This is a genomic window from Streptomyces sp. NPDC034049, from assembly GCF_055575575.1.
Map to the genome: position 1 here is coordinate 152,907 of NZ_JBVISJ010000009.1, position 24,061 is coordinate 176,967.

A 24,061-nucleotide genomic window follows, 5' to 3' on the forward strand; every position below is an offset into this window, starting at 1 on the left:
TCTCGGCTTCGATCGAGCGGGGGGACCCCCATCGCCCCAGCGGCACGACTGCCCGCAGCAACGAGCCGGGATGAAGGGCGCAGCCCTTCCAGGGGCGCGGGGAACTGCGCGATCAGCCACGTACCACCCGCAGTCGCCGTACCACCCGCAGTCGCCGTACCACCCGCACCCCCGAGCCATGACGCGCCCTCACACCGCACCCCTACGCCGCCATCGGCAACCCCGGGGTGCGGAAGACCCGTTCGCGGGCGTCGACCGCGAACACCTCGCACCCTTCCCGCGCCGCCGCCCACTCCACACCCTCCGAGCCCATCGCGAACGCCGCCGTCGCCGTCGCGTCGGCCTCGGTCAGCGACGGGGCCACCACCGTGAGGCTGAGGAGGCCCGTCGCCGGGCGCCCGGTGCGGCCGTCGAGGATGTGGTCGCCGCGCTCGTAGCGGGCGGACGTGGCGACCGCGCCGTCCGTGACCGACAGGACCGCGCAGAGGCGGTCGGCCCGCTCCGGGTGACGCACCCCCACCCGCCACGGCCCGCCCGTCGCCGCCACGTCGCCCCCCGCGTTGAGGCAGAGCCGCTTCGCGCCCAGCCCCGTCAGCAGCTCCGCCGCCCGCTGCACGGCCCAGCCCTTGACCATGGCGCAGGGGTCGAGCCCGCGCCCGGGCAGCCGTACGTCGAACGCGCCGCCCGTCGCCACCCGGTACTCCTCGCACAGGGCGAGGACCTCGGTCAGCTCCGGGCTCAGCTCCTCCGGTGCCAGCTCGCCCCGGTCCAGCCGGGACACCTCGCTGTCGGCGCGGAACGGGCTGAACCGCGCGTCGACCTCGCGCAGCCACGCGAACGCCGGCTCCGCGGCCTCGGCGGTGGCCTCCTCGTCCTCGATCAGCAGCGAGATCGGGAACCCCATGATGTGTTCGACGCGGCGCACCGGATCAGACCTTCGCGTCGATCGCGGCCTGGAGGGACTCCCGGTAGCCGTCGCTGGTGATGGTGGCGCCGGAGACGGTGTCGATGTCGGTGCTCTGCGCCGTCAGGGTCTCCTTGATCAGCACCGGGACGGCGGCCTCGGTCTGCGGGTGGTTCGGCTGCTTCAGCATCCGCACGGCCGTGATCTCGTCGCCCTCGAAGGTCACCTGGACCTGGACGTCGCCCTTGGAGGTGCCGACCGTGGTCCCCGCGACGGTCTGGCTCGCGCTCTCCCGCGCCGCCTCCGAGTCCCCCGAACCCGAGCCCGACGACGAGGAGGAGGAGTCCGCCGAGGACGCCGACTTCCCGTTCTCGTCGATCGCGGCCTGGAGGGACTCCCGGTAGGCGTCGCTGGTGATCGTGGCGCCGGAGACCGTGTCGATGTCGGCGCTCTGTGCCGTCAGGGTCTCCTCGATCAGTACCGGCACCGCCGCCTCGGTCTGCGGGTGGTCCGGCTGCTGGAGGAACGTGACGGCGGTGATCTTCTCGCCCTGGAAGGTCGCCCGGACCTGGACGGGCCCCTTCTCGGTGTCGATCGTCGGGCCCGTGACCACGGTCGCGCCCGACGACGTGGACGCGGAGGCCGACGGCGCGGGCTCGGCGGTCGTCGTCGTGGACGTCGTGTCGGTCGAGGGGGCGTAACGCCAGACGGGCACCAGCGCGGCGGCGCTCAGGACCAGGGCGGGTATGGCTCGTTTCACAGTGCTGTCCTCGTGTCCCGGTGTCCCTCAGCCGGCCAGGCTGAAGCGTTCGAAGTGGATCTGCGGCTTGGGCACGTCCAGCTCGCGCAGGCTGCCCAGGACCGCGTTCATCATCGGCGGCGGGCCGCACAAAAACACGTCCCGGTCGGCGATGTCCGGCACCATCCGCAGCAGTTCGCGCGGCGCCAGCAGGTCGGGGCTGACGGGGCCGGAGACCAGGTGCAGCTCGGCGCCCTTGTCGAAGGCGAGCCGCTGGAGCTCGTCGTAGAGGACCGCGTCCCGCTGCGTGGCGACCCGGTAGATGACCACGGCGTGGCCCTCGATCTCCTCCAGCAGGGCCCGGATCGGGGTGACACCGACGCCGCCGGCGATGAGCACGGACTCGGGCCGGGTGCGGTGCATCGCGGTGAAGGCGCCGTACGGGCCCTCGGCGAACACCCGGGTGCCGACCTTGACGTGCCGCAGCGCGGCCGAGCCCTCGCCGGCCGCCTTCGCGGTCAGCCGCAGCTGGCTGCCGTCGGGCGCGGCCGACAGCGAGAACGGGTTGGCCTGCCACCAGCGGTCCCGGGTCAGGAACCGCCACAGGAAGAACTGGCCGGCCCGCGCGGGCATCCGGTCCAGGTCACGGCCTGTCATGTAGATCGAGACGACGTTGTCGGCCTCGGGGACGACCGCGGTGACGCGGAGCTGGTGACGCCAGTTGCGCCACAGCGGCAGCACCAGCCGGCCCATGAACACGGCGGCCAGGGCCACGCCCCACAGCACGTACCAGTAGGCCGTCGCGGTCTCCGACGAGGCGAACGACGTCCCCGCCGCGACCTGGTGGGTGAAGGCCAGCACCACCGCGACGTACGTGTACAGATGGATGAAGTGCCAGGTCTCGTAGGCCAGCCGGCGGCGGGCGAAGCGGGCCGAGACCACGCCGATCACCGCGATGATGCCGAGCGCGACGATCGAGCGCAGCACGCCCTCGACGGTCTCGGCGAGGTCGACGAGCTGGCTGACCGGGTCCAGGTCCGAGGACTGGGCGTAGCCGAAGGTGATGAACACCCCGTGCGCGACCAGCAGCCACAGCACCGAGAAACCGGTCCAGCGGTGCCACGAGGTCAGCCGGTCCATGCCGATGCGCCGGTCGAACCACGGCAGCCGCGCCACCAGCACCAGCTGGAACGCCATCAGCAGCGCGCCGTACAGACCGGTCAGACGGCCCAGCACGATCAGGGCGTTCGAGGCGAAGCCCGCCTGCACGAAGAAGAAGGTCACCGCGGCGACGTTCGCCAGCAGCACCGCGTACAGACCGGCGCGGGCGACCACTTTGGGACGCGCTCCCGAGCGGCTGGCCGCCGCGGGGGGTTGTTGGACAGTGGTCACGGGAGAGCTCCTTGATCGAGTGGGGGATACGAGCTTCTCCGGTGACTGCTGTCGTTTTGCTGTCGGACAACTTTCAAGTATTTATCGATCGGGCCGCCGGGCCGTGAGCGGCTATGGCGCACGGCGATCGGTGGCGCAGTATGAGCACGTGGAAAAAGTACGACTGCTCGTGGTGGACGACGACCCGCCGATCGCGGACCTGGTGGCGACCGTCGCCCGCTACGAGGGCTGGGACGCCGTCACGGCGCACTCCGGTGAGGAGGCGCTGCGGCAGGCGGCCGAGTTCCGCCCCGACATCGTGGTCCTGGACCTGATGCTGCCCGACGTGGACGGCTTCGGCGTGCTCGACCGGCTCCGCCGGTCCGGCACGATGGTGCCCGTGGTGTTCCTGACCGCCCGCGACGGCGTCGCCGACCGGGTCGCCGGCCTCACCCGGGGCGGCGACGACTACCTGGTCAAACCCTTCGCCGTGGAGGAGCTGATGGCCCGCCTGCGCACCGTGCTGCGCCGCAGCGCCGGGCCGGCCTTCCAGCGCTCGGTGCTCCAGGTCGCCGACCTGACGATGGACGAGGACACCCGCGAGGTCCGCCGCGGCGACAAGCTGCTCACCCTCACGCCCACCGAGTACGAGGTCCTGCGCTACCTCATGCGCAAGTCCCCGACCGTCCTCACCAAGGCGCAGATCCTCGACCACGTCTGGGAGTACGGCTTCGGCGGCCGCTCCAACGTCGTCGAACTGGTCGTCAGCCGGCTGCGCCGCAAGCTCGACGACACCGGTGAACCCCTCATCCACACCGTCCGGGGATTCGGCTACGTGCTGCGGCAGGCCACCGAGTGATCTCCCGCCTCCAGCAGAGCTATCGCGGTATGCGCCTCGGCACCCGGCTGGCCCTCGGCCTCGGAGCCCTGGCGCTCGTCGTGTTCGCCGTCGTCGGCAACGCGCTGACCATGTACATGCGCGACTACCTGTCCGCGCAGCTCAACGAACAGCTCAAGATCGCCCAGATCGCCCAGTCCAAGAGCATCGCGGACTACGGCACCCTCCAGGGCAAGAAGTACTACCGCTGGTACTACGCCGTCTACGACACCTCGGGCGGCACTCCGGTGCTCCAGAAGCCCGAGGACCCCGGCGACCTGCCCGAGGACATCGACGACTTCACCCTCGTGGCCAAGGCGCTGACCACCGAGGGCAAGGACGTCACCCGCACCGAGCAGCTCAAGGGCCACGGGCAGTACCGGCTGCGGGCCTGCGAGGTGGAGCCCGGGGTGGTCCTGGTCAGCGCCGCCCCCATGGACGACATCGAGGACACCGTGGGCCGGCTGATCACGGTCCAGGTCGTCACCTTCGCCCTCGCCCTGATGGCGCTCGTCGTCTTCGGCCGGGCCATGCTGCGGCGGGGCCTGAAACCGCTGAGCGACATGGCGCACACCGCCCGCGGCATCACCTCGCACGACCTGACGGACTCGGCGCGGCTGCCGGTGCGCCACGACAACCGCGACGGCGGGCCCGAGGTCGAGGAACTGCGCACCGCCTTCAACACCATGCTGGAGCACATCGACGACGCGCTCGCCGTCCGCACCGAGGCGGAACAGCGCCTGCGCCGCTTCGTCGCCGACGCCTCCCACGAGCTGCGCACCCCGCTGATGTCGGTACGCGGCTACGCCGACCTCTTCCAGTACGCCGCCGCGCACAGCCCCGAGGAGCGCGACAAGCACCTGGCCCGGCTGCGTGCCGAGGCGGCCCGGATGGGTGTCCTCCTGGACGACCTGCTGATGCTGGCCCGCCTCGACGCCGCCGATGTGGAGGCACCGCTGCGGCTGGAGGAGGCCGACCTGGTGGAGCTGGCGCGCCAGGCGGCGGACGGCTTCCGGGCCGGGCACCCCGACCGTCCGCTGGCCGTGGCGACCGGCTCCGACCCCGTGCGGCTGCGCCTCGACCCGCTGCGCATCCGGCAGGTTCTCGACAACCTCCTCACCAACGCCGCGGTGCACACGCCGCCCGGTACGAAGGTCTCCGTGGAGGTCGTCGTGGTGTCCGGCACGGCGGAGGTGCGGATCACCGACTCGGGGCCCGGTATCCCGGCCGACGACCAGGAGCGCGTCTTCGACCGCTTCTACCGCGTCGACAAGGCCCGCAGCCGCGACCGCGGCGGCAGCGGCCTGGGCCTGGCCGTGGCCCACTCCCTGGTCCGCGCCCACGCCGGCACGATCACCCTGACCAGCGAACCGGGCACGACGACCTTCACGGTCCGACTGCCGTTGGGCGGGGTGCGGTCGTAGGGCCGGCGCGCACGTCACCACGGGGCCCACCGCCCGGCCCGCCCGCCCACCCCGCCTCACCCCGTCGCCTAACCTGGCCCGCATGGGCACAGCGGTGCGGCGGGCCGGGCGGGCGACGTCGCGGTTGGGGGTGGCCGGCGCCATGGCGTTCGGCATGTATCTCTTCGTCACGGTGCTGCTGATCACCGCCGTCGCCACCCTCGCCGTGGTGGGCGCCTGGATGCTGCCCGAGACCGTGATCCTGATCCGCCGCATCGCCGGCGCGAAGCGCCGGCACGTGGCCGCCTGGACCGGGCGGGCCGTCCCCGAGGCCTACCAGCCGATCGAGGGCACCCTCCGCGAACGCCTGCGGATCGCCGTCCGCGACCCCGGCACCCGCACCGACGCCCGCTGGATGCTCGCGTACTACGTCTACGGCGCCCTCTTCCTCCTCGCGGTGCCGCTGTGGCCGCTGGGCCTGGTCGTCGACGGCGTGCGGTGCGGCCCGCTGCGCCGCGACGCTCTGGTCCTGCCGCTGATCAGCCGCCTCGCCGACCTCGACGCCAGCTGGTCCGAGGCCCTGCTCAGGCCGTCCCCCAAGGCCCGCCTCGCCGAGCGGGTGGAGGAACTGACGGCGACCCGCGCCGACGCGATCGCCGCCCACGGCGCCGAACTCCGCCGTATCGAACGCGACCTGCACGACGGTGCCCAGGCCCGCCTCGTCTCGCTCTCCCTGCGGCTCGGCCTCGCCCGCCGCGCGTACGACCGCGACCCGGATGCCGCTCGCAGGCTGCTGCTCGACGCCCAGGAACAGGCCGAGGCCGCACTGACCGAACTCCGCCACGTCGTCCGCGGCATCCACCCCCCGATCCTCACCGACCGCGGCCTGGCCGGCGCCGTACGGGCCCTCGCCGCCGCCGGCGGGATCGACGTGGCCGTCGAGGTGAGCGGGTTGGAGGACACCGACGGCCCGCGCCCGCCCGCCGCGGTGGAGGCCGCCGCGTACTTCGTCGTCGCCGAAGCCCTCACCAACGCCGCCAAGCACAGCGGCTGCGACCACGCCGAGGTTCGCCTCACCCGCACGGCCCGGGGCGTGGACATCCGGGTGCGGGACGACGGCCGCGGCGGCGCCGAGGCCTCCGGCCCGGCCACCGCGCCCGCCACGACGGGCGGATCCGGCCTCCTCGGGATGCGGCGGCGGGTCGCCGCGCTCGACGGGACCATGACCGTGACCAGCCCGGCCGGCGGGCCCACCGTGATCACGGTGGAGCTGCCCTGCGTATGGTGAGCGCAAGGGAACCGACGACCGATCGGGGCACCTCGCGCACACGGCGGTCGACGAATGAGGTGGTACGGCCGTGCGTGTGGTGATCGCCGAGGACAACGCCCTGCTCAGAGAGGGTCTCGTACTGCTGCTGACCTCGGCCGGACACGAGGTCGTCGCGGTCGCGGGCAGCGGCCCCGAGGTCCTCCCCGCCCTGCTGGAACACCGCCCGGACATCGCCGTCCTGGACGTCCGGATGCCGCCCGGATTCCGCGACGAGGGCCTGCGCGCGGCGCTGGAGGCCCGCCGGCGGCTCCCCGGCCTTCCGGTGCTGGTCCTCTCGCAGTACGTGGAGGAGTCGTACGCCGCCGAACTGCTCGGCGGCGGAGCGGGCGGGGTCGGCTATCTGCTCAAGGACCGGGTCGGCCGGGTGGACGAGTTCCTCGACGCCCTCGACCGGGTCGCGGCCGGCGGTACCGCGCTCGACCCGGAGGTCGTCGCCGAACTGCTCACCCGCCGCAAGGACTCACCGCTCGACTCGCTCACCCCGCGCGAGCGCGAGGTGCTGAAGCTGATGGCCGAGGGCCACGACAACGCCGGCATCGCCCGCACCCTGGTGGTCACCGAACGAGCCGTCAGCAAGCACATCGGCAACGTCTTCGCGAAGCTCGGCCTGCCGACCGGCGACAGCGGACACCGCAGGGTGCTGGCCGTGCTGGCGTATCTGAACAACACATAGGTGGGTGGGCGCCGTCACGACGGCACCCACCCACCCAGGGTCTCAACTCAGCTGCACTTGCGTCCGGTGTTGATGCACTGGACCGCCTTGTTCATCAGCTTCTGGTCGAAGACGTTGATGAAGTCACCGTGGTCGGTGACCGGCTTGTGCTGCTGCTCGGGGAAGCTGTCCAGCGAGTAGAACGGACGGCTCTTGCCGTTGTCCTTCACGCTCGGCGCGTCCACGTCGTACACCAGACGCTGCACCAGCTGCGGGATGGCCTTGAAGCCGGCCGGGCAGTTGCCGCTCGCGTCGGCGAAGGCCACGTGCGTGCGGTGGTTGGCGCTGTCGATGTTCTTGCCGTCCCAGCAGCTCTGGAACTTGAAGGTGCGCACCACGTCGCTGCCCGCGGGGCAGAGCGGGTACTTGTCCTTCAGCTGCACCTTGTTCTCGAAGCCGGTGCAGCTCCAGGAGGCGTTGGCGTTGCCGGGGCCGTTGACGAACGCCTTGGCGTCACCGGTGATGATGCGCAGCAGCCTGGGCATCGCCACCACCTTGCCGCGGGGGCTGCCCACGAAGTTCAAGGTGGCCTGCTTCGCCGTCAGGATCCGGCCCGAGTTGCCCTCGGCGCCGCCGCCCTGCTGGGCGGCGTCGAACTCCTTGGTGCCGTCCTGGAGTCGCAGCACCGGCCAGAAGTACGACGACCTGTCACCCTTGTTCCGGCAGCTGGTCCCCGCCTTGGCGAGGTCCTGGTCGCTGGAGAAGGCGTCGTTGTCCTGGTTGCCGACGTAGTCGTGCATGTGGTGGGCGCCGTTGGTGACACCGGGCGCGACGATGACGTTGTCGCTGTTGTACAGCTTGTTGGCGTTCACCCCGCACTTGGTGACGAAGTTGCCCTTCGAGGCCTGCGCCGACCTGGCGGGCGTGCGCACGTTGGGCTGCACCTTGGTGATGTCCACGAAGTCGGCGGCCACGGGACCGTTGCCGGCCACTCCGGCATTGGTGTTGTTGCCGCCCTGGTTGGCGCCACCGCCCTGCGCGGGGGCGGGCTGGTTGCCGGTGGCGCGCAGCGTGCAGGCCGCCAGCGCGTCCAGGCCCTGCGGCTTGGCGGCCACCCGGCCGATGGCGGTGGCGATCCGGTCGATCGTCGCCTTCCGCTTGTCCTTCAGCGGACCCACGATCGCGTTCTGCGCGAAGCCCGGGTCCTGCTGGATCGCCCTCTGCGAGGTGGAGAGGCGCTGGTACGCCTCGGAGATCTGCTTGTCGAGCAGGGCCAGTTCCCTGTCGACCTGAGCCTTCGCCTGGGCCGGTACCGACGTCAGCTTCTGGCCCACGTCGGGGCACTCGATGGTGGACGTCCCGGCCGCGAGCACCTGGTTCTGGGCGGGGGCCTTGGCGCCGGTCTCGCCTGCCGAGGCGTAGATGTTGACCGCCACCAGGCCGCCGGCACCGATGGCCACCGCGGCTGCCGCACCCACCGCTCGGCGGGCGGTGTTCGATCTCTTTCGCGTGTTGCGTCTCATCAGGCCTCTCAAGGACACTCCGGCGCCGGCGGGTCATCCGGCACGGGTCTTGCGCGTCCTCGTCTACGTAAGAGGCACACCGAATGCTCAGAGAATCCTCAGATTCGTAGCATCCTCCATGTGCGAACCGCCCATGTGGCTCCAATCCGGGCCGCGTTGGCCGTCCGCCGGTGCGGAGACAGCGACGTCTGCGAGCTTGCTACGAGAACGAAGGCGGGTGCGCCCACGTCAGACGGCGGCCCAGGCGTCGTCGACCGGCAGCACCACGCCGTTGACGAAGGCGGCCGCGTCGGAGGCGAGGAAGACGATCGCGTCGGCCTGCTCCTCGGCCGTGCCGAGCCGGCCGATGGTGGCGCCGATCAGTCCGCCGATGACGGCCGGACCGTGCGCCTGCTGGTCGGCGTCGACCTGGATGTTGGTCATCGTGGGGCCGGGGGCTATCGCGTTGGCCCGGATGCCCTGCTTGCGGTACATCACCGACAGGCTCTTCACCAGGCCGACCACGCCGTGCTTCGACGCGGTGTAGGCGGCGCCGGCCGCGCTGCCGCGCAGGCCCGCCTCGGAGGCGGTGAAGACGATCGAGCCGCGCTCCGCCTTCAGCATGTGCGGCAGGGCCGCCCGGGTGAGCAGGAACGGCGCGGTCAGGTTGACCCGGATGACCCGCTCCCACTCGCTGTCGTCGACATCGGCGAGGGCGGACATCCGGTCCATGATCCCGGCGTTGTTCACCAGGACGTCCAGCCCGCCGAAGGTCTCCACGGCACGTGCGACGACCTCGTCCACGACCGCCTGGTCACTGAGGTCGCCCACGACCGCGACCGCGGTGCCGCCGGCCGCCGTGATCGCCTCCACGGTCTCCTCGGCGGTCTTCCCGGAGATGTCGGCCACCAGCACCTTCGCTCCCGCCGCGGCGAACTTCAGGGCCGCGGCCCGGCCGATGCCGGACCCGGCTCCCGTGACGACGACACCGCGGCCGTCGAGGCCGTTGCTGCTCATGTGAGGTCCTCTTCCGTGGTTGCTGCTGACGTCTGCTTGCTTGAGTGAGGCAAGCACAGGAGACTTACTTGAGTCAAGCAACGAGAGGGGTAGGGTGTCGTCCATGTCGACCGACGCCCGACCCGCCCCGTGAGGAAAGAGACGGACGCGAATGGCCTTGACCACGCACGGCGGTGCCAGTGAGAAACCGTCGCTCCCCAGGGGCGCGGGCCAGCACGTCCTCGTCGTCGCCGACGACCAGGACGTGGCCGAACTCCTCTCCACCACACTGGAGTTGGCGGGATACCGGATCCACACGGCCGAGTCGGGCGCGGCAGCCGTGGCCCGGCTCACCGAGCAACGCTTCGACCTGGTCGTACTGGACCTCGCGCTGCCGGACCTGGAGGGCCTGGGCCGGGAGCGCCGCCCCCTGGCCCACCGCCCACCCGTCCTGTTCCTGACCCGGTACGACTCCCTCGGCAGCCTCCTCCCGGAGGTCGGCCTCGGTGAACAGGACTACGTCACCAAACCCTTCCGCATCGCCGAGGTCCTGGCCCGCGCCCAGGTCCTGCTCCGTGGCCGAAAACCCGTCCGCCGGGACAGTGAGCTGTCCTACCGCGACCTGGTCCTGGACGACCCCGCCTGCCAGGCCCGGCGCGCGGGCCGGGCGCTGCACCTCACCCCGGCGGAGTACCGCCTCCTGCGCTACCTCCTCGTCAACGCGCACAAGGTGCTGTCGAAGGAGCAGATCGGCCGCTACGTCTGGGGCGACTTCCACGGCGACAACGCCATCGAGCAACTGGTCTCCCGGCTCCGCCGCAAGGTCGACCGCGAGGCCCCGCCGCTCATCCACACCCGCCGTGGCTTCGGCTACTGGCTCGGCACCCCCACCGGGGACCGCTGAACGCGCCACCCGCACACGGCCCCGCCGCACACGCAGGGAAGCAAATCATCCCGGCCACGCGGAGGCGGCTGACACCCGCCCCACCCGCGACAGGGCGGCACCGGACCCCTCTGGTGCCGCCCTTCCGTGTGCCCGAAGGGGCTCCGCCCCGGAGGCGCCTGAGTTCGTCAACTGGTCACTGGTGAAGGCCCATTGGTTGGCCGAAACCCGCCCCGTCGGCGCGCCCACCACCATCATCCCCACCCCCTATGTGATCCAAGTCACGTCAGCTTTCTGTCAGGTGACTGACCGGGAGCCGTCAGACCGCTCTGTTTGCATGTGTTCATCGAGGCCTCGACGCATCCCCCGGCGCTCCCCACCCCGCAGGAGCCCCCACGACCGAGGAGAGACCATGGCCGACACCCTCACCGACGCCGATTCCGACACCGGCGGCCCGATCCCCGAGTACCCCATGCCGAGGGCGACGGGCTGCCCGCTCGCCCCGCCCCCGGCCGCCGCTGAACTCCGCGGCGACCGGCCCGTCACCAAGGTGCGGATCTGGAACGGCACCACCCCCTGGCTGATCACCCGGCACGCCGACCAGCGCACCCTGCTCACCGACCCGCGCGTCAGCAACGACGACCACGAGCCCGACTTCCCCCACGTCAACGCCCACCGCGCCGCCATCGCCCCGCACACCCCGAAACTGATCACCAACACCGACGCCCCCGAGCACACCCGGCTGCGCCGCTCGGTCAACGCGCCGTTCCTGGTGAAGCGGATCGAGGCCATGCGCCCGGCGGTGCAGAAGATCGTCGACGACCTGATCGACGACATGCTGGCCGGCCCCGACCCGGCCGACCTGCTCACCGCACTGGCCCTGCCGGTGCCCTCGTTGGTCATCGCCGACCTGCTCGGCGTGCCGTACAAGGACCACGCGTTCTTCCAGGAGAACAGCAACCGGGCCCTCGACAGCGCCCTGACGGCGGAGGAGGCGGCCGCCGCCGCCCGCAACCTGGGCGGATACCTGGACGCCCTGTTCCGGGAGAAGCTCGTCGAGCCGGGCGACGACGTGCTGTCGGAGATGGCCGGTCGGGTCAAGAGCGGCGAGATGGCCCACGAGGAGGCCGTCAGCATGGGCGTCGCCATGCTGATCGCCGGGCACGAGACCACCGCCACGATGATCAGCCTCGGCACGCTCGCGCTGTTCGAGCACCCCGACCAGCTGGCCGTGCTGCGCGACACCGAGGACCCGAAGGTCGTCGCGGGAGCCGTCGACGAGCTGCTGCGCTACCTCTCCATCGTGCACTCGGGCCTGCGCCGGGTCGCCAAGGACGACATCGAGATCGGCGGCCAGGTCATCCGCAAGGGCGACGGCCTCGTCTTCGACCTCCAGACGGCCAACTGGGACCCCGGCGCCTTCCCGGAGGCCGAGCGCCTGGACCTGAGCCGCCCCGCCCGCCGGCACAACGCGTTCGGCTACGGCCCCCACCAGTGCCTCGGCCAGAACCTCGCCCGCCTCGAACTCCAGGTCGTCTACGGCACGCTCTACCGCCGCGTCCCCACCCTCCGCCCGGCCGCCCCCCTCGACCAGCTGGCCTTCAACCACACCGGCACCACCTACGGGGTGAAGTGCCTGCCGGTCACCTGGTGACACCCCCCCCACAAGTACACGCCAATCAAGGAGCACCCCATGCGTGTGGAACTCGACGAACCCAAGTGCGTGGCCTCCGGCCAGTGTGTGATGGCCTCCCCCGAGGTGTTCGACCAGCGTGACGAGGACGGCGTCGCGATCCTGCTGGAGGAGCACCCCGCCGACGACCTGATGGACGGGGTGCAGGAGGCCATCGCGATCTGCCCCGCCGCCGCGATCCGACTGGTGGGCCAGTGAGGCGGATCGTGGTCGTGGGTGCCTCGGCCGCCGGACTGGCGGCGGCCGAGACACTGCGCCGCGAGGGCTACGACGGCACGCTCACCCTCGTCGGCGACGAACCCCACGCCCCGTACGACCGGCCCCCGCTGTCCAAGCAGCTCCTCTCGGCGGAGTGGGACACCGACCGGCTCACCCTGCGCGCCCCGGACCACCTGGCCGGCCTCGACCTGGACCTGCGTCTCGGGACCGCCGCGACCGGCCTCGACCTGCGGGAGCACCGGGTACGGCTCGCCGACGGCGACACCGTGCCGTACGACGGACTGGTCCTCGCCACCGGCGTACGCCCGCGTCGGCTGCCCGGTGAGGGCGCGCACGTGCTGCGCACCCTGGACGACGCGCTGGCGCTGCGGGACCGGCTGACGCCGGGGACCCGGCTGGTGGTGGTCGGTGCCGGGTTCCTCGGCGCGGAGGCCGCCGCCGTCGCCTGGCGGCTCGGCGCCGAGGTCACCCTGCTGGAACCGGCGCCGGTGCCGCTGGCGCACGCGGTCGGCGAGCGGGTCGGCGCGGTGCTGTCCCGGGCCCATCTCGACCACGGGGTGGACCTGCGCACCGGCGTCACCGTCACGGAGGTGACCGAGGACGGGGTGCGGCTCGCGGACGGCGAGGTGGTCGAGGCCGACGAGGTGCTGGTCGCCGTCGGCTCGCGGCCCAACACCGAATGGCTGGCGGACAGCGGCCTGGGCCTCGGAGACGGCGTGCTGTGCGACGAGTACTGCGAGGCCGCGAAGAACGTGTACGCGGCCGGTGACGTGGCCCGCTGGTACAACCCGCTGTTCGGCACCTCGATGCGCGTCGAGCACCGTACGAACGCCGCCGAGCAGGGCATGGCGGCCGCCCGCAACCTGCTCGCCGCCGATCGGGAGGCCCGCCGGGCCTTCGCCCCGGTGCCGTACTTCTGGTCCGACCAGTACGACATGAAGGTGCAGGCCTACGGCTGGCTGCGCGGCCACGACGAGGTGGCGGTCGTGGACGGCGATCCGGCCGAGCGCCGCTTCGTCGCCGTCTACCGCACCGACGACCGGGTCACCGGCGCGCTCGCGGTCGGCATGCCGCCCAAGGCGATCCGGCGGTGGCGGCAGGCCATCGCCTCCGGCGCCGGATGGCGCGAGACGTTCCCGCCGGAGGGCCCGGCGGCATCGAAGGAGGTCGACCATGACGCAACAGCGGTCCGGCCCGTCGCGTGACGTGGTCGTCGTCACCGGCGCCGGCGGTATGGGCGTGGCGATCGCCCGCCGGATCGGCAGCGGACGCACGGTCTTGCTCGCCGACGCCTCACGCGGTCAACTCGACCGTGTGGTAGGTGCGTTGAGCGACGAGGGATACACGGCGCGGGGCGTCCTCACCGATGTGTCCGACCGCGGGTCCGTCGACGCGCTCGCGGCGGCGGCCGCCGGTGCGGGCCGGGTGACCGCCGTCGCGCACACCGCCGGAGTCTCCGCCGCGCAGGGCTCCGCCGAGACGATCCTGGAGGTCGATCTGCTGGGCACCGTCCACGTCATCGACGCGTTCGAGGGCGTGGCGGGGCCCGGCACGGCCATGGTGTGCGTCTCCAGCATGGCCGGCCACGTCGCCTCCCTCGGCCGCGCGGACGAGACCGCCCTCGCCACGGCCCCGGCCGCGGAACTCCTCGACATCGGTGCCGTGAAGGCCGTCGGGGACAGCGCGACACGGGCGTACATCGTGTCCAAGAGGGCCAACCAGCTGCGCGTCCAGGCCGCCGCGCTCGCCTGGAGCCGGCGCGGCGCCCGGATCAACAGCGTCAGCCCGGGGGTCGTCGCCACCGCCATGGCGAAGGCCGAGGCCGACGGCCCGAGCGGCGCGCGCATGCTGGCCATGCTGGAGGCGAGCGGCGCGGGCCGCACCGGCACTCCGGCGGAGATCGCCGATGCCGTGGCATTCCTCCTCGGCCCCGAGGCGCGTTACATCACCGGCACGGACCTGCTCGTCGACGGCGGCCAGGCCGCCTGGCTGCGACACCACCGACCGGCCTGACGCCCCGGGCGCCGGGGCTCCACCGCACGACTCCATGACCACAGAGGTCCAAGGCCCGAAGAGAGGACACCGATGTCCACCCCCCGCACTCCGTCCGGCCCGCCGTCCCTCGACCTCGAGGAGCTGGGCTTCGACCCGGACGCCCTCCGCGCCCGGTACCGCGCCGAGCGTGAACGCCGGATCCGCCCGGACGGCGGGCGGCAGTACCAGCGGATCGCCGGCGAGTTCGAGCACTACGACGACGACCCGTACGCCGACGGGGAGTTCACCCGGGCACCGCTCACCGACCGCGTCGAGGCGATCGTCGTGGGCGGCGGTTTCGGGGGGCTGCTCGCCGGGGCCCGGCTGCGCCAGGCGGGCGTCGAGTCGATCCGGGTGATCGAGAAGGGGAGCGACTTCGGCGGCACCTGGTACTGGAACCGTTACCCCGGCATCCACTGCGACATCGAGTCGTACATCTATCTGCCACTGCTCGAAGAGCTGGGCTACGTCCCGAAGTGGAAGTACGCGCCCGGCGAGGAGATCCGGCAGCACAGCCGGGCGATCGGCCGGCACTTCGATCTCTACCGGGACGCCGCCTTCCGCACGGTCGCCACCGAACTGCGCTGGGACGACACCGAGTTGGAGTGGATCGTCAGCACCGACCGGGGCGACCGCATGCGCGCCCGGTACGTGGTCGTCTCCAGCGGTACGCTCAGCCAGCCCAAACTGCCGGGCATCCCCGGCATCGAGACCTTCAAGGGCCACACCTTCCACACCAGCCGCTGGGACTACGACTACACCGGCGGTGACGCGAGCGGGGGCCTCACCGGCCTCGCCGACAAGCGCGTGGCCGTGATCGGCACCGGCGCCACCGCCATCCAGGTCGTCCCCCATCTGGGAGCCGACGCGGCCCATGTGTACGTCTTCCAGCGCACCCCCTCGACGGTCGACGTGCGCGACAACGGGCCCACCGACCCGGCGTGGGCCGAGACCCTCGCCCCCGGCTGGCAGGCCGAGCGCATGGACAACTTCCTGAGGACCGTCACCGGGATCCGGACCGGGGAGGACCTGGTGAACGACGCCTGGACCAGCAGCGCCCGCCTTCAGGAGAAGCTGATCCCGACCGACGCGTACGCGGACGTCCCGGCGGACGAGCGCGAACAGGCCTACGAGATCGCCGACTTCCAGAAGATGAACGAGCTGCGCGACCGCGTGGCGACCCTCGTCGAGGACCCGGAGACCGCCGAGAAGCTGAAACCCTGGTACCGCTACATGTGCAAGCGGCCCACCTTCAGCGACCACTACCTCCAGACCTTCAACCGGCCCAACGTCACGCTCGTCGACACCGCCGACACCCACGGCGTCGAACGGGTCACCGAGAAGGCCGTGGTGGTCGGCGGGGTCGAGTACGAGGTGGACTGCGTCATCTTCGCCACCGGCTTCGAGGTCGGCGTCTCAGGGCTGCTCTCCGGCCGGCTCCCGGCGTACGGCCGGGACGGCGTCGGTCTGCTGGAGACCTGGATGACGGCCGGCCCGAAGACCCTCCACGGCTTCTACAGCCACGGCTTCCCCAACCTCTTCCAGCTCGGCCCCCTGCAGAACGCCAGCGCCGTCAACTACGTCCACATCCTCGACCAACAGTCGATCCATGTGGGCGAGGTCGTCGCCGAGGCCCGCAGGCGCCGCGCCCGGTACGTCGAGCCGAGCGCCGAGGCCCAGGACGCCTGGGTCGCCACCATCCGCGAGAAGGCCGCCGACCTGTACCAGTTCCAGGCGGAGTGCACCCCCGGCTACTACAACAACGAGGGCCGGCCGAGGGAGCGCAGCGAGTCGTACGGCGACGGACCGGTCGCCTTCCACGAACTGCTGAGGCGATGGCGTGCGGACGGCGGCATCGACGACGTCCTCGTGGGCGCCGAGTGAGACGGGCGGGAGCAGACATGACCACGCGGAGTGAGCACCGGAGCGGACGGCCCAACCGGTACGACCAGAGCGGCGAGCTGCGGACCACCAGCGCCCGCTGGGAGGCGCGGCGGCTCAACCCGCCGAACCCGCTGTGGGGTTCCAACGGCGTCGCCTTCGGCCCCGACGGACGGCTGTACGTGGCGCAGTACCTCGCGGGACAGATCAGCGCCGTCGACACCGCGACCGGGGACGTGGATGTCGTCGTCCCGATGGACGGTCCCGTGCAGTCGCCGGACGACCTCGCCTTCGGCGCCGACGGTTCGATGTACATAGCCGACCTGGTGCCGGGCCGGGTGTGGCGGCGGAGCCCGGCGGGGGCGTACCACCTCGTCTCCGACGACGTCACCAACCCCAACGGCATCACCTGTGTCGGCGACCGGCTCTTCGTCAACGAGATGAAGCCTGACGGCAGGCTGATGGAGCTGTTCCCGGACGGCGACGACCCGGTCGTCCTCACGGAGGGGCTCGCCCTCGGCAACGCGATGCAGCTCGGCCCGGACGGACACCTCTACTACCCGCACATGATCACCGGTCAGGTCTGGCGGATCCCACCGGACGGCGGGAGGCCCGAGGTGGTCGCCGAGGACGTGCACGAGCCGGTCGCGGTCCGCTTCGACCGGGGCGGAGTCCTGCACGTCCTCTCCCGGGGCGTCGAGGGCATCGTCACCCGTGTCGACCTGCACGGCGACGGCAGCCGCACCCTCGTCACCAGCGGGCTGAAGGGCCTCGACAACGCGGCGTTCGACGACGAGAACCGCATGTTCGTCTCCAGCTACGCGAGCGGCGGCGTCACGGAGCTGCACCCCGACGGCCGCACCCGCGAGATCGTGCCGCCGGGTCTCGACGGCCCCTACGGGGTGACCGTCGACCTCGGCGGCACGGTCTACGCGGCCGACCACTACCGGCTGGCGAGCCCGACGCCGAAGGAGGTGGCGACGCCGCTGCTGCTGCCCTTCGCCCACGGCGTCACCGCCGACGGTGAACTGCTGCACTACACCTCGCAGTTCGGCACGGTGCAGACCTACGACCCGAAGTGCGGGGCGCTCCGGGAGCGGGCGCGCGGGCTGGACCGGCCCATCGGCATCGCCGTCGCGCCGGACGGTTCCCTCGTGGTCGCCGAGACCGGCGCCGGCCGTGTGGTGGCCCTCGCGGAGGACGGCACCGACTCCGGTGCGGCCACCGTGACCGCGCTCGCCGAGGGCCTCGACCGGCCCACGGACGTGGCCCTCGACGCGGAGGGCCGCCTCTACGTCAGCGAGGAGCGCCTCGGAACCGTGCTCCGGATCGAGGCGGACGGCACCACGGCCGTGGTCGCGGACGGGCTGGCCGCACCCCAGGGGCTGGCCGTCCTCGGTGACGACCTCTTCGTGGTGGAGACGGGGTCCCGCACGCTGAGCGCGGTCCGTCTCACCACCGGGGAGCGGCGGACCGACGCGGAGGACCTGCCGGTGGGCCCGCCGCCGGGTGTCGTCCCGCGCACCGAACCGGCGCTGTTCGCGGACGTCATGCCCGGGATGGCCCGGCGTTTCGCGGGCCTCGCGGCCGCCCCGGACGGCACCCTCCTGCTGTCCGCCAACGGTGAGGGCACCGTGCTGCGGCTGACGCCGAGGACGGGGGAGGCGGCGGCGGCTCAGCCGGTGCGGTAGAGCGCGGTGAGCAGTTCGATGGCGGCCGGGGCGGCGGGATGCGGGTCGTCCCGCCACCAGGCCAGCCGGACGGCGATCGGCTCGGCGTCGCGCACCGGCCGGTAGACGACACCGGGCCGCCGGTACTGGTTCGCGGTGGACTCCGCGGTCACGCCGACGGCCCGGCCCGTGGCGATGGTGGTCAGCCATTCGTCGACGTCGTGCGTCCGCTCCGTCGCTGGACGGGAACCGGGCGGCCACAGGTCGGTGGTGGTGGTGCCGGTGCGGCGGTCGACCAGCAGGGTGAACCCGCTCAGATCGGCGAGCCGCACCGAGCGGCGCCGGGCGAGCGGATGGTCGCTCGCCATCGCGCACAGCCGCCGCTCCAGCCCCACGATCGCCGAGTCGAACCGGCGGTCGTCCACCGCCCGCCGGACCACCGCGAGGTCGCACGAGCCCTCCGCCAGCCCGGCGGTGGGGGAGTTGGCCCGGACGAACTGCAGGTCCGTCGCCGGGTGCGCGGCGCCCCAGCGGCGCTGGAACGTCAGCGTGTGCCGGCCCAGCGCCGACCAGGCGTACCCGATCCGCAGCCGCGCCTGCCCCGAGGTGGCCTCCCGCACCAGGTCGTCGACCTCGCCGAGCACCCGCCGGGCGTGCGCGACCACCCGCAGTCCGGTCGGCGTGGGCGTCACCTCGCGCGAGGTCCGCCGCAACATCCGTACACCCAGGGCCCGTTCGAGCGAGGCCAGGGTGCGGGAGACCGCCGCCTGGGAGACGCCGAGAGCGAGGGCCGCGTCGGTGAAGGTGCCCTCGTCGACGATCGCCACGAGACAGCGCAGCTGCCGCAGCTCGACCTTCCCGACCGGTTCCGTGTCGCCGTGTGCGTCCATGACTCCAGCGTATGGATGACTGAGGCGTATGGATCGGGACGCGGATGCATTTTGCGCAAGACGGGCCCGGGCGCACGATCGGCCCATGGACACCGCCGCCCGCCCCGCCGCCGGCTCCGCGCCGGCCCCCTCCGGTCCCCTCCCCGCGTCCGCCGCCTCCGCCCCGGCTCCCGGTCCTCTTCCCGGGCCGGGTGGCTCGCGGCTGGCCGGTGTTCTCACCATGGTCGGGTGCGGTGCCTCCAACCAGGTCGGGGCCGCGCTCGGGGCGCTGGCCTTCCCGGTGCTGGGGCCCGCCGGGGTCGTCGCGATCCGGCAGTACGTCGCCGCGGTCGTCCTCGTGGCCGTCGGCCGACCCCGGCTGAGGTCGTTCACCGCCCGGCAGTGGTGGCCGGTGGTGCTGCTGGCGCTGGTGTTCGGGACGATGAACCTGTCGCTGTACACGGCCGTCGACCGCATCGGCCTGGGCCTCGCGGTGACCCTGGAGTTCCTCGGGCCGCTCGCCGTCGCCCTGGCCGGCTCGCGCCGCCGGGTGGACGCGTGCTGTGCGCTGATCGCCGGCCTCGGCGTGGTCACCCTGATGCGGCCCCAGCCCTCCGCCGACCACCTCGGCATGGGCCTCGGTCTCCTGGCCGCCGTCTGCTGGGCGTCGTACATCCTCCTCAACCGCACGGTGGGCCGCCGTATCCCGGGCGCGCAGGGCTCCGCGGCCGCCGCGGGTCTCTCCGCCCTGGCCTTCCTGCCGGTCGGTGCCGTCGTGGTCGTACGGAACCCACCGACGGCCGGGGCCGTCGGGTACGCGATCGCCGCCGGGATCCTCGCCTCGGCCGTGCCGTACCTCGCGGACGTGTTCACCCTGCGCCGGGTGCCCGCCCAGGTGTTCGGGCTTTTCATGAGCGTCAACCCCGTGCTGGCCGCGCTCGCGGGCTGGATCATGCTCGGGCAGGAGCTGGACGGGATCGAGTGGGCCGCGATCGGCGCGGTCGTCGCGGCGAACGCGCTCAGCATGCTCATGCCGAGCCGCTGAGCGCACGGACGACTCCGGTGCCGCATTCGGCCCCGGGCTCGGCGCCCTACGGCGTCCCCTCGGCCGCCCCGCCGTGCAGGGCCTGCCGCACGCGCGCGGCGATCAGCGGGTACACCTCGCGGGCCCGGGCGTCGTCGCCGGTGTCGTAACCGTGGTCGGCGCCGCGCACGTCGTGGTGGCCGACCAGGGACCCGGCGGTGCGCAGCCGGTCGGCGTAGGCGACGCCCTCGGACTTGAGCAGGTCGAACTCGGCGGTGACGACGAAGGCCGGGGCGATGCCCCGGAGATCGGCCGTGTCCGAGGGGTGCGCCGGCGAGGCCAGCCGGTCCGCGCGCCGCTCCGGGTCCGGGATGTACGCGCTGTCGAAGACGTCCGCCATCCACGGGCGCAGCATCGGCTCCGCGATCGAGGCCCGCTTGTCGCGGGCGGCGGTGGCGAGGTCGAGCGGCGGGTAGTGCAGGACCTGGAGCGCGATCGAGGGGCCGCCCTCCTCCAGCGCCTGGCGGGCCACCGCCGCCGCGAGCCCGCCGCCCGCGCTCTGGCCGCCCACCGAGAGCCGGTCGCCGTCCCACCCGTGCTCGGCCCCGTGGCCGGCGACCCAGCGCACGATCTCGTACGCCTGCCGGGGCGGCGCCGGGAACGGGTGCTGCGGGGCGACCACGTAGTCCACGTTGAGCACGGCCGCACCCGCTTCCACGGCTATGCACCGGCACAGCGCGTCGTCCGGCTCGATCTGGGGCAGGACATAGCCGCCGCCGTGGAGGTTGACGTGGACCGGCGGGGGAGGGGCGTCCTCGGCGGTGGGCAGGTACAGCACCGCGCGGGCCGGCCCGTAGGCGGTGGGGATGCTCAACTCGCGGGTGTCGCAGGCGTATTCGGGAAGGCGGGCCCGCCGGCCGGCGGCGGAGCCCCGCCCGCCGGCCCGGCGGCTCGCCGTCGACGAGATACGCTGCATCGCCTTGGCCGCGAAGGCGGCCACCGCCGGGCGGGCGAGAAGGGACATGGGGCTCCGTTCGGTCGCGGGGGCTACCCGAACCATGAACTTACTTGAGTCAGGCAACAAGATGGTAAAGTAGTCCCCATGTCCCCATCACCGCTACCCTCCGACCCCGCCTCGGCGGAAGTGATCGAGATCGAGCGAGCCCTCACCCGCATCACCTACCTCAGCACCCGGGCCCGCGCCCACGAACGCCTGATGAGCCTGGCCGGCGTGCCGCTGGACCGTGCCGCCGTGGCCCTGCTGCGGCAGATCGCCGACTCCGAGCCGCTGCGCCCGGGGGAGTTGGCCAACCGGCTCGGCGTCGAGGCCTCCCATGTCACCCGCCAGGTCCAGCAGCTCCAGCGGACGGGCTACGTCACCCGCGTACCCGACCCGGACGACCGCCGCGCCCAGCGCATCGAGCTGACGTCGGCCGGCAAGGAGGCGATCGGGCGGATCCGCGAGGCCGGGGTGCGCGGGATGCAGATGGCGCTCGCCGAGTGGTCCCCGCAGGAGCTGCGGCAGCTCGCGGGGCTGTTCCACCGGATGGTCGACGACTTTCTCACGCATGCGAACGAAGTGGGGGAGCAGGAGGCGGGGGGTGTGCGGGCGGATTGAGGGGGTGGGTGACTGGGGTGCGCTGTCGGGTGCGGGTGTGTGGGGCTTCTCGCGCAGTTCCCCGCGCCCCTGAAAAAGCAGGGGCTGCGCCCCTCGCTTTTTCGGCCCGAAAGGCCGGAGGCCTTTCAGGGGCGCGGGGAACTGCGCGAGAAGCCCCCACCGGACCCGCACCCGACAACGCACCCCCACCCGCATGCGCCCCCGCCCCTCAGTAGCCCAACTGCCTCCGTACATACGGCGTCATCAGGGTCTTCGCCTTCGCCAGTGTCGACGTCCGACCCCCCAGCACGGCCGTCTCCCCACCCGGCACCGGCACCAGCGTGATCCCGTCGGCCGAGCCGAGAGGGATGATCAGCGGGGTCCGCCGGATCGGCCGGTACACGCGCGGTTCCTTGCGGTGCCGGCCCGAACTCGCCAGGTACGCACGGATGTTGTGGGCGGCGATGTCCGCCTGGGCGAACGCGACGGGGGAGACCTTCAGCTCGCTCACGTCGTTGACGTCGCCGACCGCGAACACGTCGAGCCGCCCGTCGACCCGCAGCATCCGGTCGACCTTGACCTGTCCTGCCTCGTTCAGCCACGCCCCGTGCCCGGCCAGCCGCAGCCAGAGCGTGTTCGGCGTGGTGCCGTTGGCCCAGAACGACAGGTCCGCCTCGATGATGCCGCCCCGGCCGTCCCGGTAGGTGCCGAAGTCGGGGCCCTGGGAGACGAACGAGTCGAGCCGCACGTCCACGTCGTGCGACTCCAGCCAGGTCAGGGCCCGCCGCCCGGCCCACCTGCTGCCGGTGGAGCTGAGCAGTTCCGAGCCCGCGTGTGCGAGGGTGACCCGCGCGTCCGGGCGGGCCAGCCGGATCTCGGCGGCGAGCTCCACGCCACCGGGGCCGCCGCCGACGATCAGGACGTGCTCGGCCGCGGCCACGCTCTCCTGGTGCGCGGCGAAGGTCTTGCCCGCCTCCTCGGAGGTGGTGCCGAGGAAACGCGCCGGCTCGGGATAGTCCGCGCCGGTCGCGATCACCACCACGTCGTACGGCAGCCGCTCGCCCGTGGCGAGATGCACCTGCCGTTCGCCGGTGTCGATGTCGACCGCCTTGCCGACGACCACACGGCCGTGGCGCAGCAGTCGGTCGTAGGGGATGAAGGGGGTGGTCGTCCAGGCCTCGCGCACGCCCGCGCGCAGCGCGGCGATGCGGTGGAAGAAGACCTCCTTGCGGTCCACGAGGGTGACCCGTGCGATCTCGTCCAGCTGTTTGGCGAGGCGGATGCCGCCGTATCCGCCGCCGATCACGATCACTTCGCCGTCAGGCACGCCGATTCTCCTGTGCTGGGTGGGGGGAGAGATGACGACCCTAACGTTTGAAACCTCAAGCTACCGGCGGGGTTCGTGGTTGTTGTGTGAAGCGACGAGGGACGACACGAGTCAGCGGCTGCCTAGGCTGGTGCCGTGACCGACAACGACCGGCCCCTCGCCGTTTTCGACCTGGACAACACCCTCGCCGACACCGCGCACCGGCAGCGGTTCCTGGAGCGCAGCCCGCGCGACTGGGACGCGTTCTTCGCCGCCGCGCCGCAGGACCCGCCGCTGGCCGAGGGCGTGGCGCTCGCGCGGGAGAGCGCCGAGGAGTGCGAGGTCGTGTATCTGACCGGGCGCCCCGAGCGCTGCCGCCGCGACACCGTCGACTGGCTCGCCGCGCAGGGCCTGCCGGAGGGGCGGATCTGGATGCGCCGGAACAACGACCGCAGGCCCGCCCGCCGCACCAAGCTGGAGATCCTCCGCGAGCTGGCCCGGACCCGCGAGATCCGCGTCCTCGTGGACGACGACGAACTCGTCTGCGAGGACGCGGAGCGGGCGGGCTTCACGGTCGTACGGGCGCGCTGGGCCGCCGCCTCCGCCGCGCTGAAGGTGGCGCAGGAGCGGGAGGGCCGGACCTGAGGGTCGGGCCGCCCCGGTTCCTCTTCCTCAGTCCGACTCGTCCAGCCGGAAGCCGACCTTGAGGCCGACCTGGTAGTGCGCGATCTGGCCGTCCTCGATGTGCCCCCGGACCTGCGTCACCTCGAACCAGTCGAGGTTGCGCAGGGTCTGGGCGGCGCGGGTGACGCCGTTGCGGATGGCGTGGTCGACGCTCTCGGCCGAACTGCCGACGATCTCGGTGACCCGGTACACGTGGTCGGTCATGCGGGTTCTCCTTGTCGCGTGCTCCACCGGTGGCCGATGCGCCACACGTCACTCCACGGTGCCTCAGGCTCCGCCGGTTCGCGAGGGGGCGGGGTGGGGGTGCCTGTTTCGTCGCCGGGTGCGGGTCCGGTGGGGGCTGGTCGCGCAGTTCCCCGCGCCCCTGGAAAAGCAGGGGCCGCGCCCTGTGCTTTTTCGGCCCGACAGGCCGGAGGCCTTTCAGGGG

Annotated in this window: 23 protein-coding genes; 14 read left to right on the forward strand and 9 right to left on the reverse strand. The window is 72.4% G+C overall.

Annotated elements, in window-relative coordinates:
* Positions 1-202: 202 nt before the first annotated feature.
* Genes ACZ52C_RS25635 through ACZ52C_RS25645 form a run of 3 tightly spaced genes read right to left on the reverse strand, consistent with a single transcriptional unit; the run spans position 203 to position 3,035 of the window.
* A complete protein-coding gene (locus tag ACZ52C_RS25635; protein ID WP_469076947.1) occupies positions 203-925 on the reverse strand; it encodes an FAD:protein FMN transferase in 723 nt (240 codons plus the stop codon).
* A 4-nt stretch (positions 926-929) separates the two neighbouring features.
* A complete protein-coding gene (locus ACZ52C_RS25640; protein ID WP_469076948.1) occupies positions 930-1,664 on the reverse strand; it encodes an FMN-binding protein in 735 nt (244 codons plus the stop codon).
* 27 nt (positions 1,665-1,691) lie between these two features.
* Positions 1,692-3,035 (reverse strand): ferredoxin reductase family protein, encoded by a 1,344-nt coding sequence (locus ACZ52C_RS25645; RefSeq protein ID WP_469076949.1) that lies wholly within the window; start codon positions 3,033-3,035, stop codon positions 1,692-1,694.
* A 148-nt stretch (positions 3,036-3,183) separates the two neighbouring features.
* Between ACZ52C_RS25645 and ACZ52C_RS25650 the strand changes: the two genes are divergently transcribed.
* The 4 genes from ACZ52C_RS25650 to ACZ52C_RS25665 all read left to right on the forward strand — a co-directional run bounded on the left by ACZ52C_RS25650 (position 3,184) and on the right by ACZ52C_RS25665 (position 7,297).
* A complete protein-coding gene (locus tag ACZ52C_RS25650) occupies positions 3,184-3,873 on the forward strand; it encodes a response regulator transcription factor (protein WP_469076950.1) in 690 nt (229 codons plus the stop codon).
* Entirely contained in the window at positions 3,870-5,315 is a 1,446-nt protein-coding gene (locus ACZ52C_RS25655) for a sensor histidine kinase (RefSeq protein WP_469076951.1), read from the forward strand. Before ACZ52C_RS25650 ends, ACZ52C_RS25655 begins: the two co-directional genes overlap by 4 nt.
* An 82-nt stretch (positions 5,316-5,397) precedes the next feature.
* Positions 5,398-6,582 carry a sensor histidine kinase gene (locus tag ACZ52C_RS25660; protein ID WP_469076952.1) on the forward strand — a complete coding sequence of 395 codons (1,185 nt, stop codon included), beginning with the start codon at positions 5,398-5,400 and terminating at the stop codon, positions 6,580-6,582.
* A 70-nt stretch (positions 6,583-6,652) separates the two neighbouring features.
* Entirely contained in the window at positions 6,653-7,297 is a 645-nt protein-coding gene (locus ACZ52C_RS25665; protein ID WP_045561560.1) for a response regulator, read from the forward strand.
* Positions 7,298-7,344: 47 nt separating this feature from the next.
* Here the strand turns inward: ACZ52C_RS25665 and ACZ52C_RS25670 are convergent, their stop codons facing one another.
* The gene (locus ACZ52C_RS25670) at positions 7,345-8,799 is read right to left on the reverse strand and encodes a DUF1996 domain-containing protein (protein ID WP_469076953.1); all 1,455 of its coding nucleotides are present in this window, start codon (positions 8,797-8,799) and stop codon (positions 7,345-7,347) included.
* Positions 8,800-9,027: 228 nt separating this feature from the next.
* The gene (locus ACZ52C_RS25675; RefSeq protein WP_469076954.1) at positions 9,028-9,795 is read right to left on the reverse strand and encodes an SDR family NAD(P)-dependent oxidoreductase; all 768 of its coding nucleotides are present in this window, start codon (positions 9,793-9,795) and stop codon (positions 9,028-9,030) included.
* 151 nt (positions 9,796-9,946) lie between these two features.
* Between ACZ52C_RS25675 and ACZ52C_RS25680 the strand changes: the two genes are divergently transcribed.
* The 7 genes from ACZ52C_RS25680 (at position 9,947) to ACZ52C_RS25710 (ending at position 18,175) form a co-directional block, all read left to right on the forward strand.
* On the forward strand, positions 9,947-10,678 hold the full coding sequence (locus tag ACZ52C_RS25680) for a response regulator transcription factor (RefSeq protein WP_469076955.1): 732 nt from the start codon (positions 9,947-9,949) through the stop codon (positions 10,676-10,678).
* A 391-nt stretch (positions 10,679-11,069) separates the two neighbouring features.
* Positions 11,070-12,311, forward strand: a complete 1,242-nt coding sequence (locus ACZ52C_RS25685; protein ID WP_469076956.1) for a cytochrome P450 — start codon at positions 11,070-11,072, stop codon at positions 12,309-12,311.
* A gap of 39 nt (positions 12,312-12,350) precedes the next feature.
* Positions 12,351-12,548, forward strand: coding sequence for a ferredoxin (locus tag ACZ52C_RS25690; RefSeq protein WP_469076957.1), 198 nt, complete (start codon positions 12,351-12,353; stop codon positions 12,546-12,548).
* A complete protein-coding gene (locus ACZ52C_RS25695) occupies positions 12,545-13,774 on the forward strand; it encodes an NAD(P)/FAD-dependent oxidoreductase (protein WP_469076958.1) in 1,230 nt (409 codons plus the stop codon). The genes ACZ52C_RS25690 and ACZ52C_RS25695 overlap by 4 nt, the downstream gene beginning before the upstream one ends.
* Complete coding sequence (locus ACZ52C_RS25700) at positions 13,743-14,582, forward strand: SDR family oxidoreductase (protein ID WP_469076959.1); 840 nt, start codon at positions 13,743-13,745, stop codon at positions 14,580-14,582. The genes ACZ52C_RS25695 and ACZ52C_RS25700 overlap by 32 nt, the downstream gene beginning before the upstream one ends.
* A gap of 72 nt (positions 14,583-14,654) precedes the next feature.
* Positions 14,655-16,487 (forward strand): flavin-containing monooxygenase, encoded by a 1,833-nt coding sequence (locus tag ACZ52C_RS25705; RefSeq protein ID WP_469076960.1) that lies wholly within the window; start codon positions 14,655-14,657, stop codon positions 16,485-16,487.
* A gap of 17 nt (positions 16,488-16,504) precedes the next feature.
* Positions 16,505-18,175, forward strand: coding sequence for a hypothetical protein (locus ACZ52C_RS25710; RefSeq protein WP_469076961.1), 1,671 nt, complete (start codon positions 16,505-16,507; stop codon positions 18,173-18,175).
* On the opposite strand, the gene ACZ52C_RS25715 is transcribed toward ACZ52C_RS25710, so the two are convergent.
* Positions 18,160-19,044, reverse strand: a complete 885-nt coding sequence (locus tag ACZ52C_RS25715; protein ID WP_469076962.1) for a LysR family transcriptional regulator — start codon at positions 19,042-19,044, stop codon at positions 18,160-18,162. The genes ACZ52C_RS25710 and ACZ52C_RS25715 overlap by 16 nt on opposite strands.
* Before the next feature lie 85 nt (positions 19,045-19,129).
* Between ACZ52C_RS25715 and ACZ52C_RS25720 the strand changes: the two genes are divergently transcribed.
* Positions 19,130-20,068: an EamA family transporter gene (locus ACZ52C_RS25720; RefSeq protein WP_469076963.1), complete on the forward strand. Its 939-nt coding sequence runs from the start codon at positions 19,130-19,132 to the stop codon at positions 20,066-20,068.
* Between the two features lie 46 nt (positions 20,069-20,114).
* Here the strand turns inward: ACZ52C_RS25720 and ACZ52C_RS25725 are convergent, their stop codons facing one another.
* On the reverse strand, positions 20,115-21,071 hold the full coding sequence (locus tag ACZ52C_RS25725) for an alpha/beta hydrolase (protein WP_469076964.1): 957 nt from the start codon (positions 21,069-21,071) through the stop codon (positions 20,115-20,117).
* A gap of 78 nt (positions 21,072-21,149) precedes the next feature.
* Between ACZ52C_RS25725 and ACZ52C_RS25730 the strand changes: the two genes are divergently transcribed.
* Complete coding sequence (locus ACZ52C_RS25730) at positions 21,150-21,665, forward strand: MarR family winged helix-turn-helix transcriptional regulator (protein WP_469076965.1); 516 nt, start codon at positions 21,150-21,152, stop codon at positions 21,663-21,665.
* 208 nt (positions 21,666-21,873) lie between these two features.
* Here ACZ52C_RS25730 and ACZ52C_RS25735 read toward each other — a convergent pair whose 3' ends face one another.
* On the reverse strand, positions 21,874-22,971 hold the full coding sequence (locus tag ACZ52C_RS25735) for an NAD(P)/FAD-dependent oxidoreductase (protein WP_469076966.1): 1,098 nt from the start codon (positions 22,969-22,971) through the stop codon (positions 21,874-21,876).
* A 135-nt stretch (positions 22,972-23,106) separates the two neighbouring features.
* On the opposite strand from ACZ52C_RS25735, the gene ACZ52C_RS25740 reads away from it, so the two are divergent.
* Positions 23,107-23,595 carry a phosphatase domain-containing protein gene (locus ACZ52C_RS25740; RefSeq protein ID WP_469076967.1) on the forward strand — a complete coding sequence of 163 codons (489 nt, stop codon included), beginning with the start codon at positions 23,107-23,109 and terminating at the stop codon, positions 23,593-23,595.
* A gap of 27 nt (positions 23,596-23,622) precedes the next feature.
* Here the strand turns inward: ACZ52C_RS25740 and ACZ52C_RS25745 are convergent, their stop codons facing one another.
* A complete protein-coding gene (locus ACZ52C_RS25745) occupies positions 23,623-23,838 on the reverse strand; it encodes a dodecin (protein WP_086804150.1) in 216 nt (71 codons plus the stop codon).
* Positions 23,839-24,061 lie beyond the last annotated feature (223 nt).

Bases quoted from the DNA above. Each gene is read 5' to 3' on its own strand.
- ACZ52C_RS25660 (WP_469076952.1), top strand. From the start codon at position 5,398: ATGGGCACAGCGGTGCGGCGGGCCGGGCGGGCGACGTCGCGGTTGGGG.
- ACZ52C_RS25670 (WP_469076953.1), bottom strand. From the start codon at position 8,799: ATGAGACGCAACACGCGAAAGAGATCGAACACCGCCCGCCGAGCGGTG.
- ACZ52C_RS25675 (WP_469076954.1), bottom strand. From the start codon at position 9,795: ATGAGCAGCAACGGCCTCGACGGCCGCGGTGTCGTCGTCACGGGAGCC.
- ACZ52C_RS25680 (WP_469076955.1), top strand. From the start codon at position 9,947: ATGGCCTTGACCACGCACGGCGGTGCCAGTGAGAAACCGTCGCTCCCC.
- ACZ52C_RS25685 (WP_469076956.1), top strand. From the start codon at position 11,070: ATGGCCGACACCCTCACCGACGCCGATTCCGACACCGGCGGCCCGATC.
- ACZ52C_RS25690 (WP_469076957.1), top strand. From the start codon at position 12,351: ATGCGTGTGGAACTCGACGAACCCAAGTGCGTGGCCTCCGGCCAGTGT.
- ACZ52C_RS25700 (WP_469076959.1), top strand. From the start codon at position 13,743: ATGACGCAACAGCGGTCCGGCCCGTCGCGTGACGTGGTCGTCGTCACC.
- ACZ52C_RS25705 (WP_469076960.1), top strand. From the start codon at position 14,655: ATGTCCACCCCCCGCACTCCGTCCGGCCCGCCGTCCCTCGACCTCGAG.
- ACZ52C_RS25710 (WP_469076961.1), top strand. From the start codon at position 16,505: ATGACCACGCGGAGTGAGCACCGGAGCGGACGGCCCAACCGGTACGAC.
- ACZ52C_RS25715 (WP_469076962.1), bottom strand. From the start codon at position 19,044: ATGGACGCACACGGCGACACGGAACCGGTCGGGAAGGTCGAGCTGCGG.
- ACZ52C_RS25720 (WP_469076963.1), top strand. From the start codon at position 19,130: ATGGACACCGCCGCCCGCCCCGCCGCCGGCTCCGCGCCGGCCCCCTCC.
- ACZ52C_RS25725 (WP_469076964.1), bottom strand. From the start codon at position 21,071: ATGTCCCTTCTCGCCCGCCCGGCGGTGGCCGCCTTCGCGGCCAAGGCG.
- ACZ52C_RS25730 (WP_469076965.1), top strand. From the start codon at position 21,150: ATGTCCCCATCACCGCTACCCTCCGACCCCGCCTCGGCGGAAGTGATC.
- ACZ52C_RS25745 (WP_086804150.1), bottom strand. From the start codon at position 23,838: ATGACCGACCACGTGTACCGGGTCACCGAGATCGTCGGCAGTTCGGCC.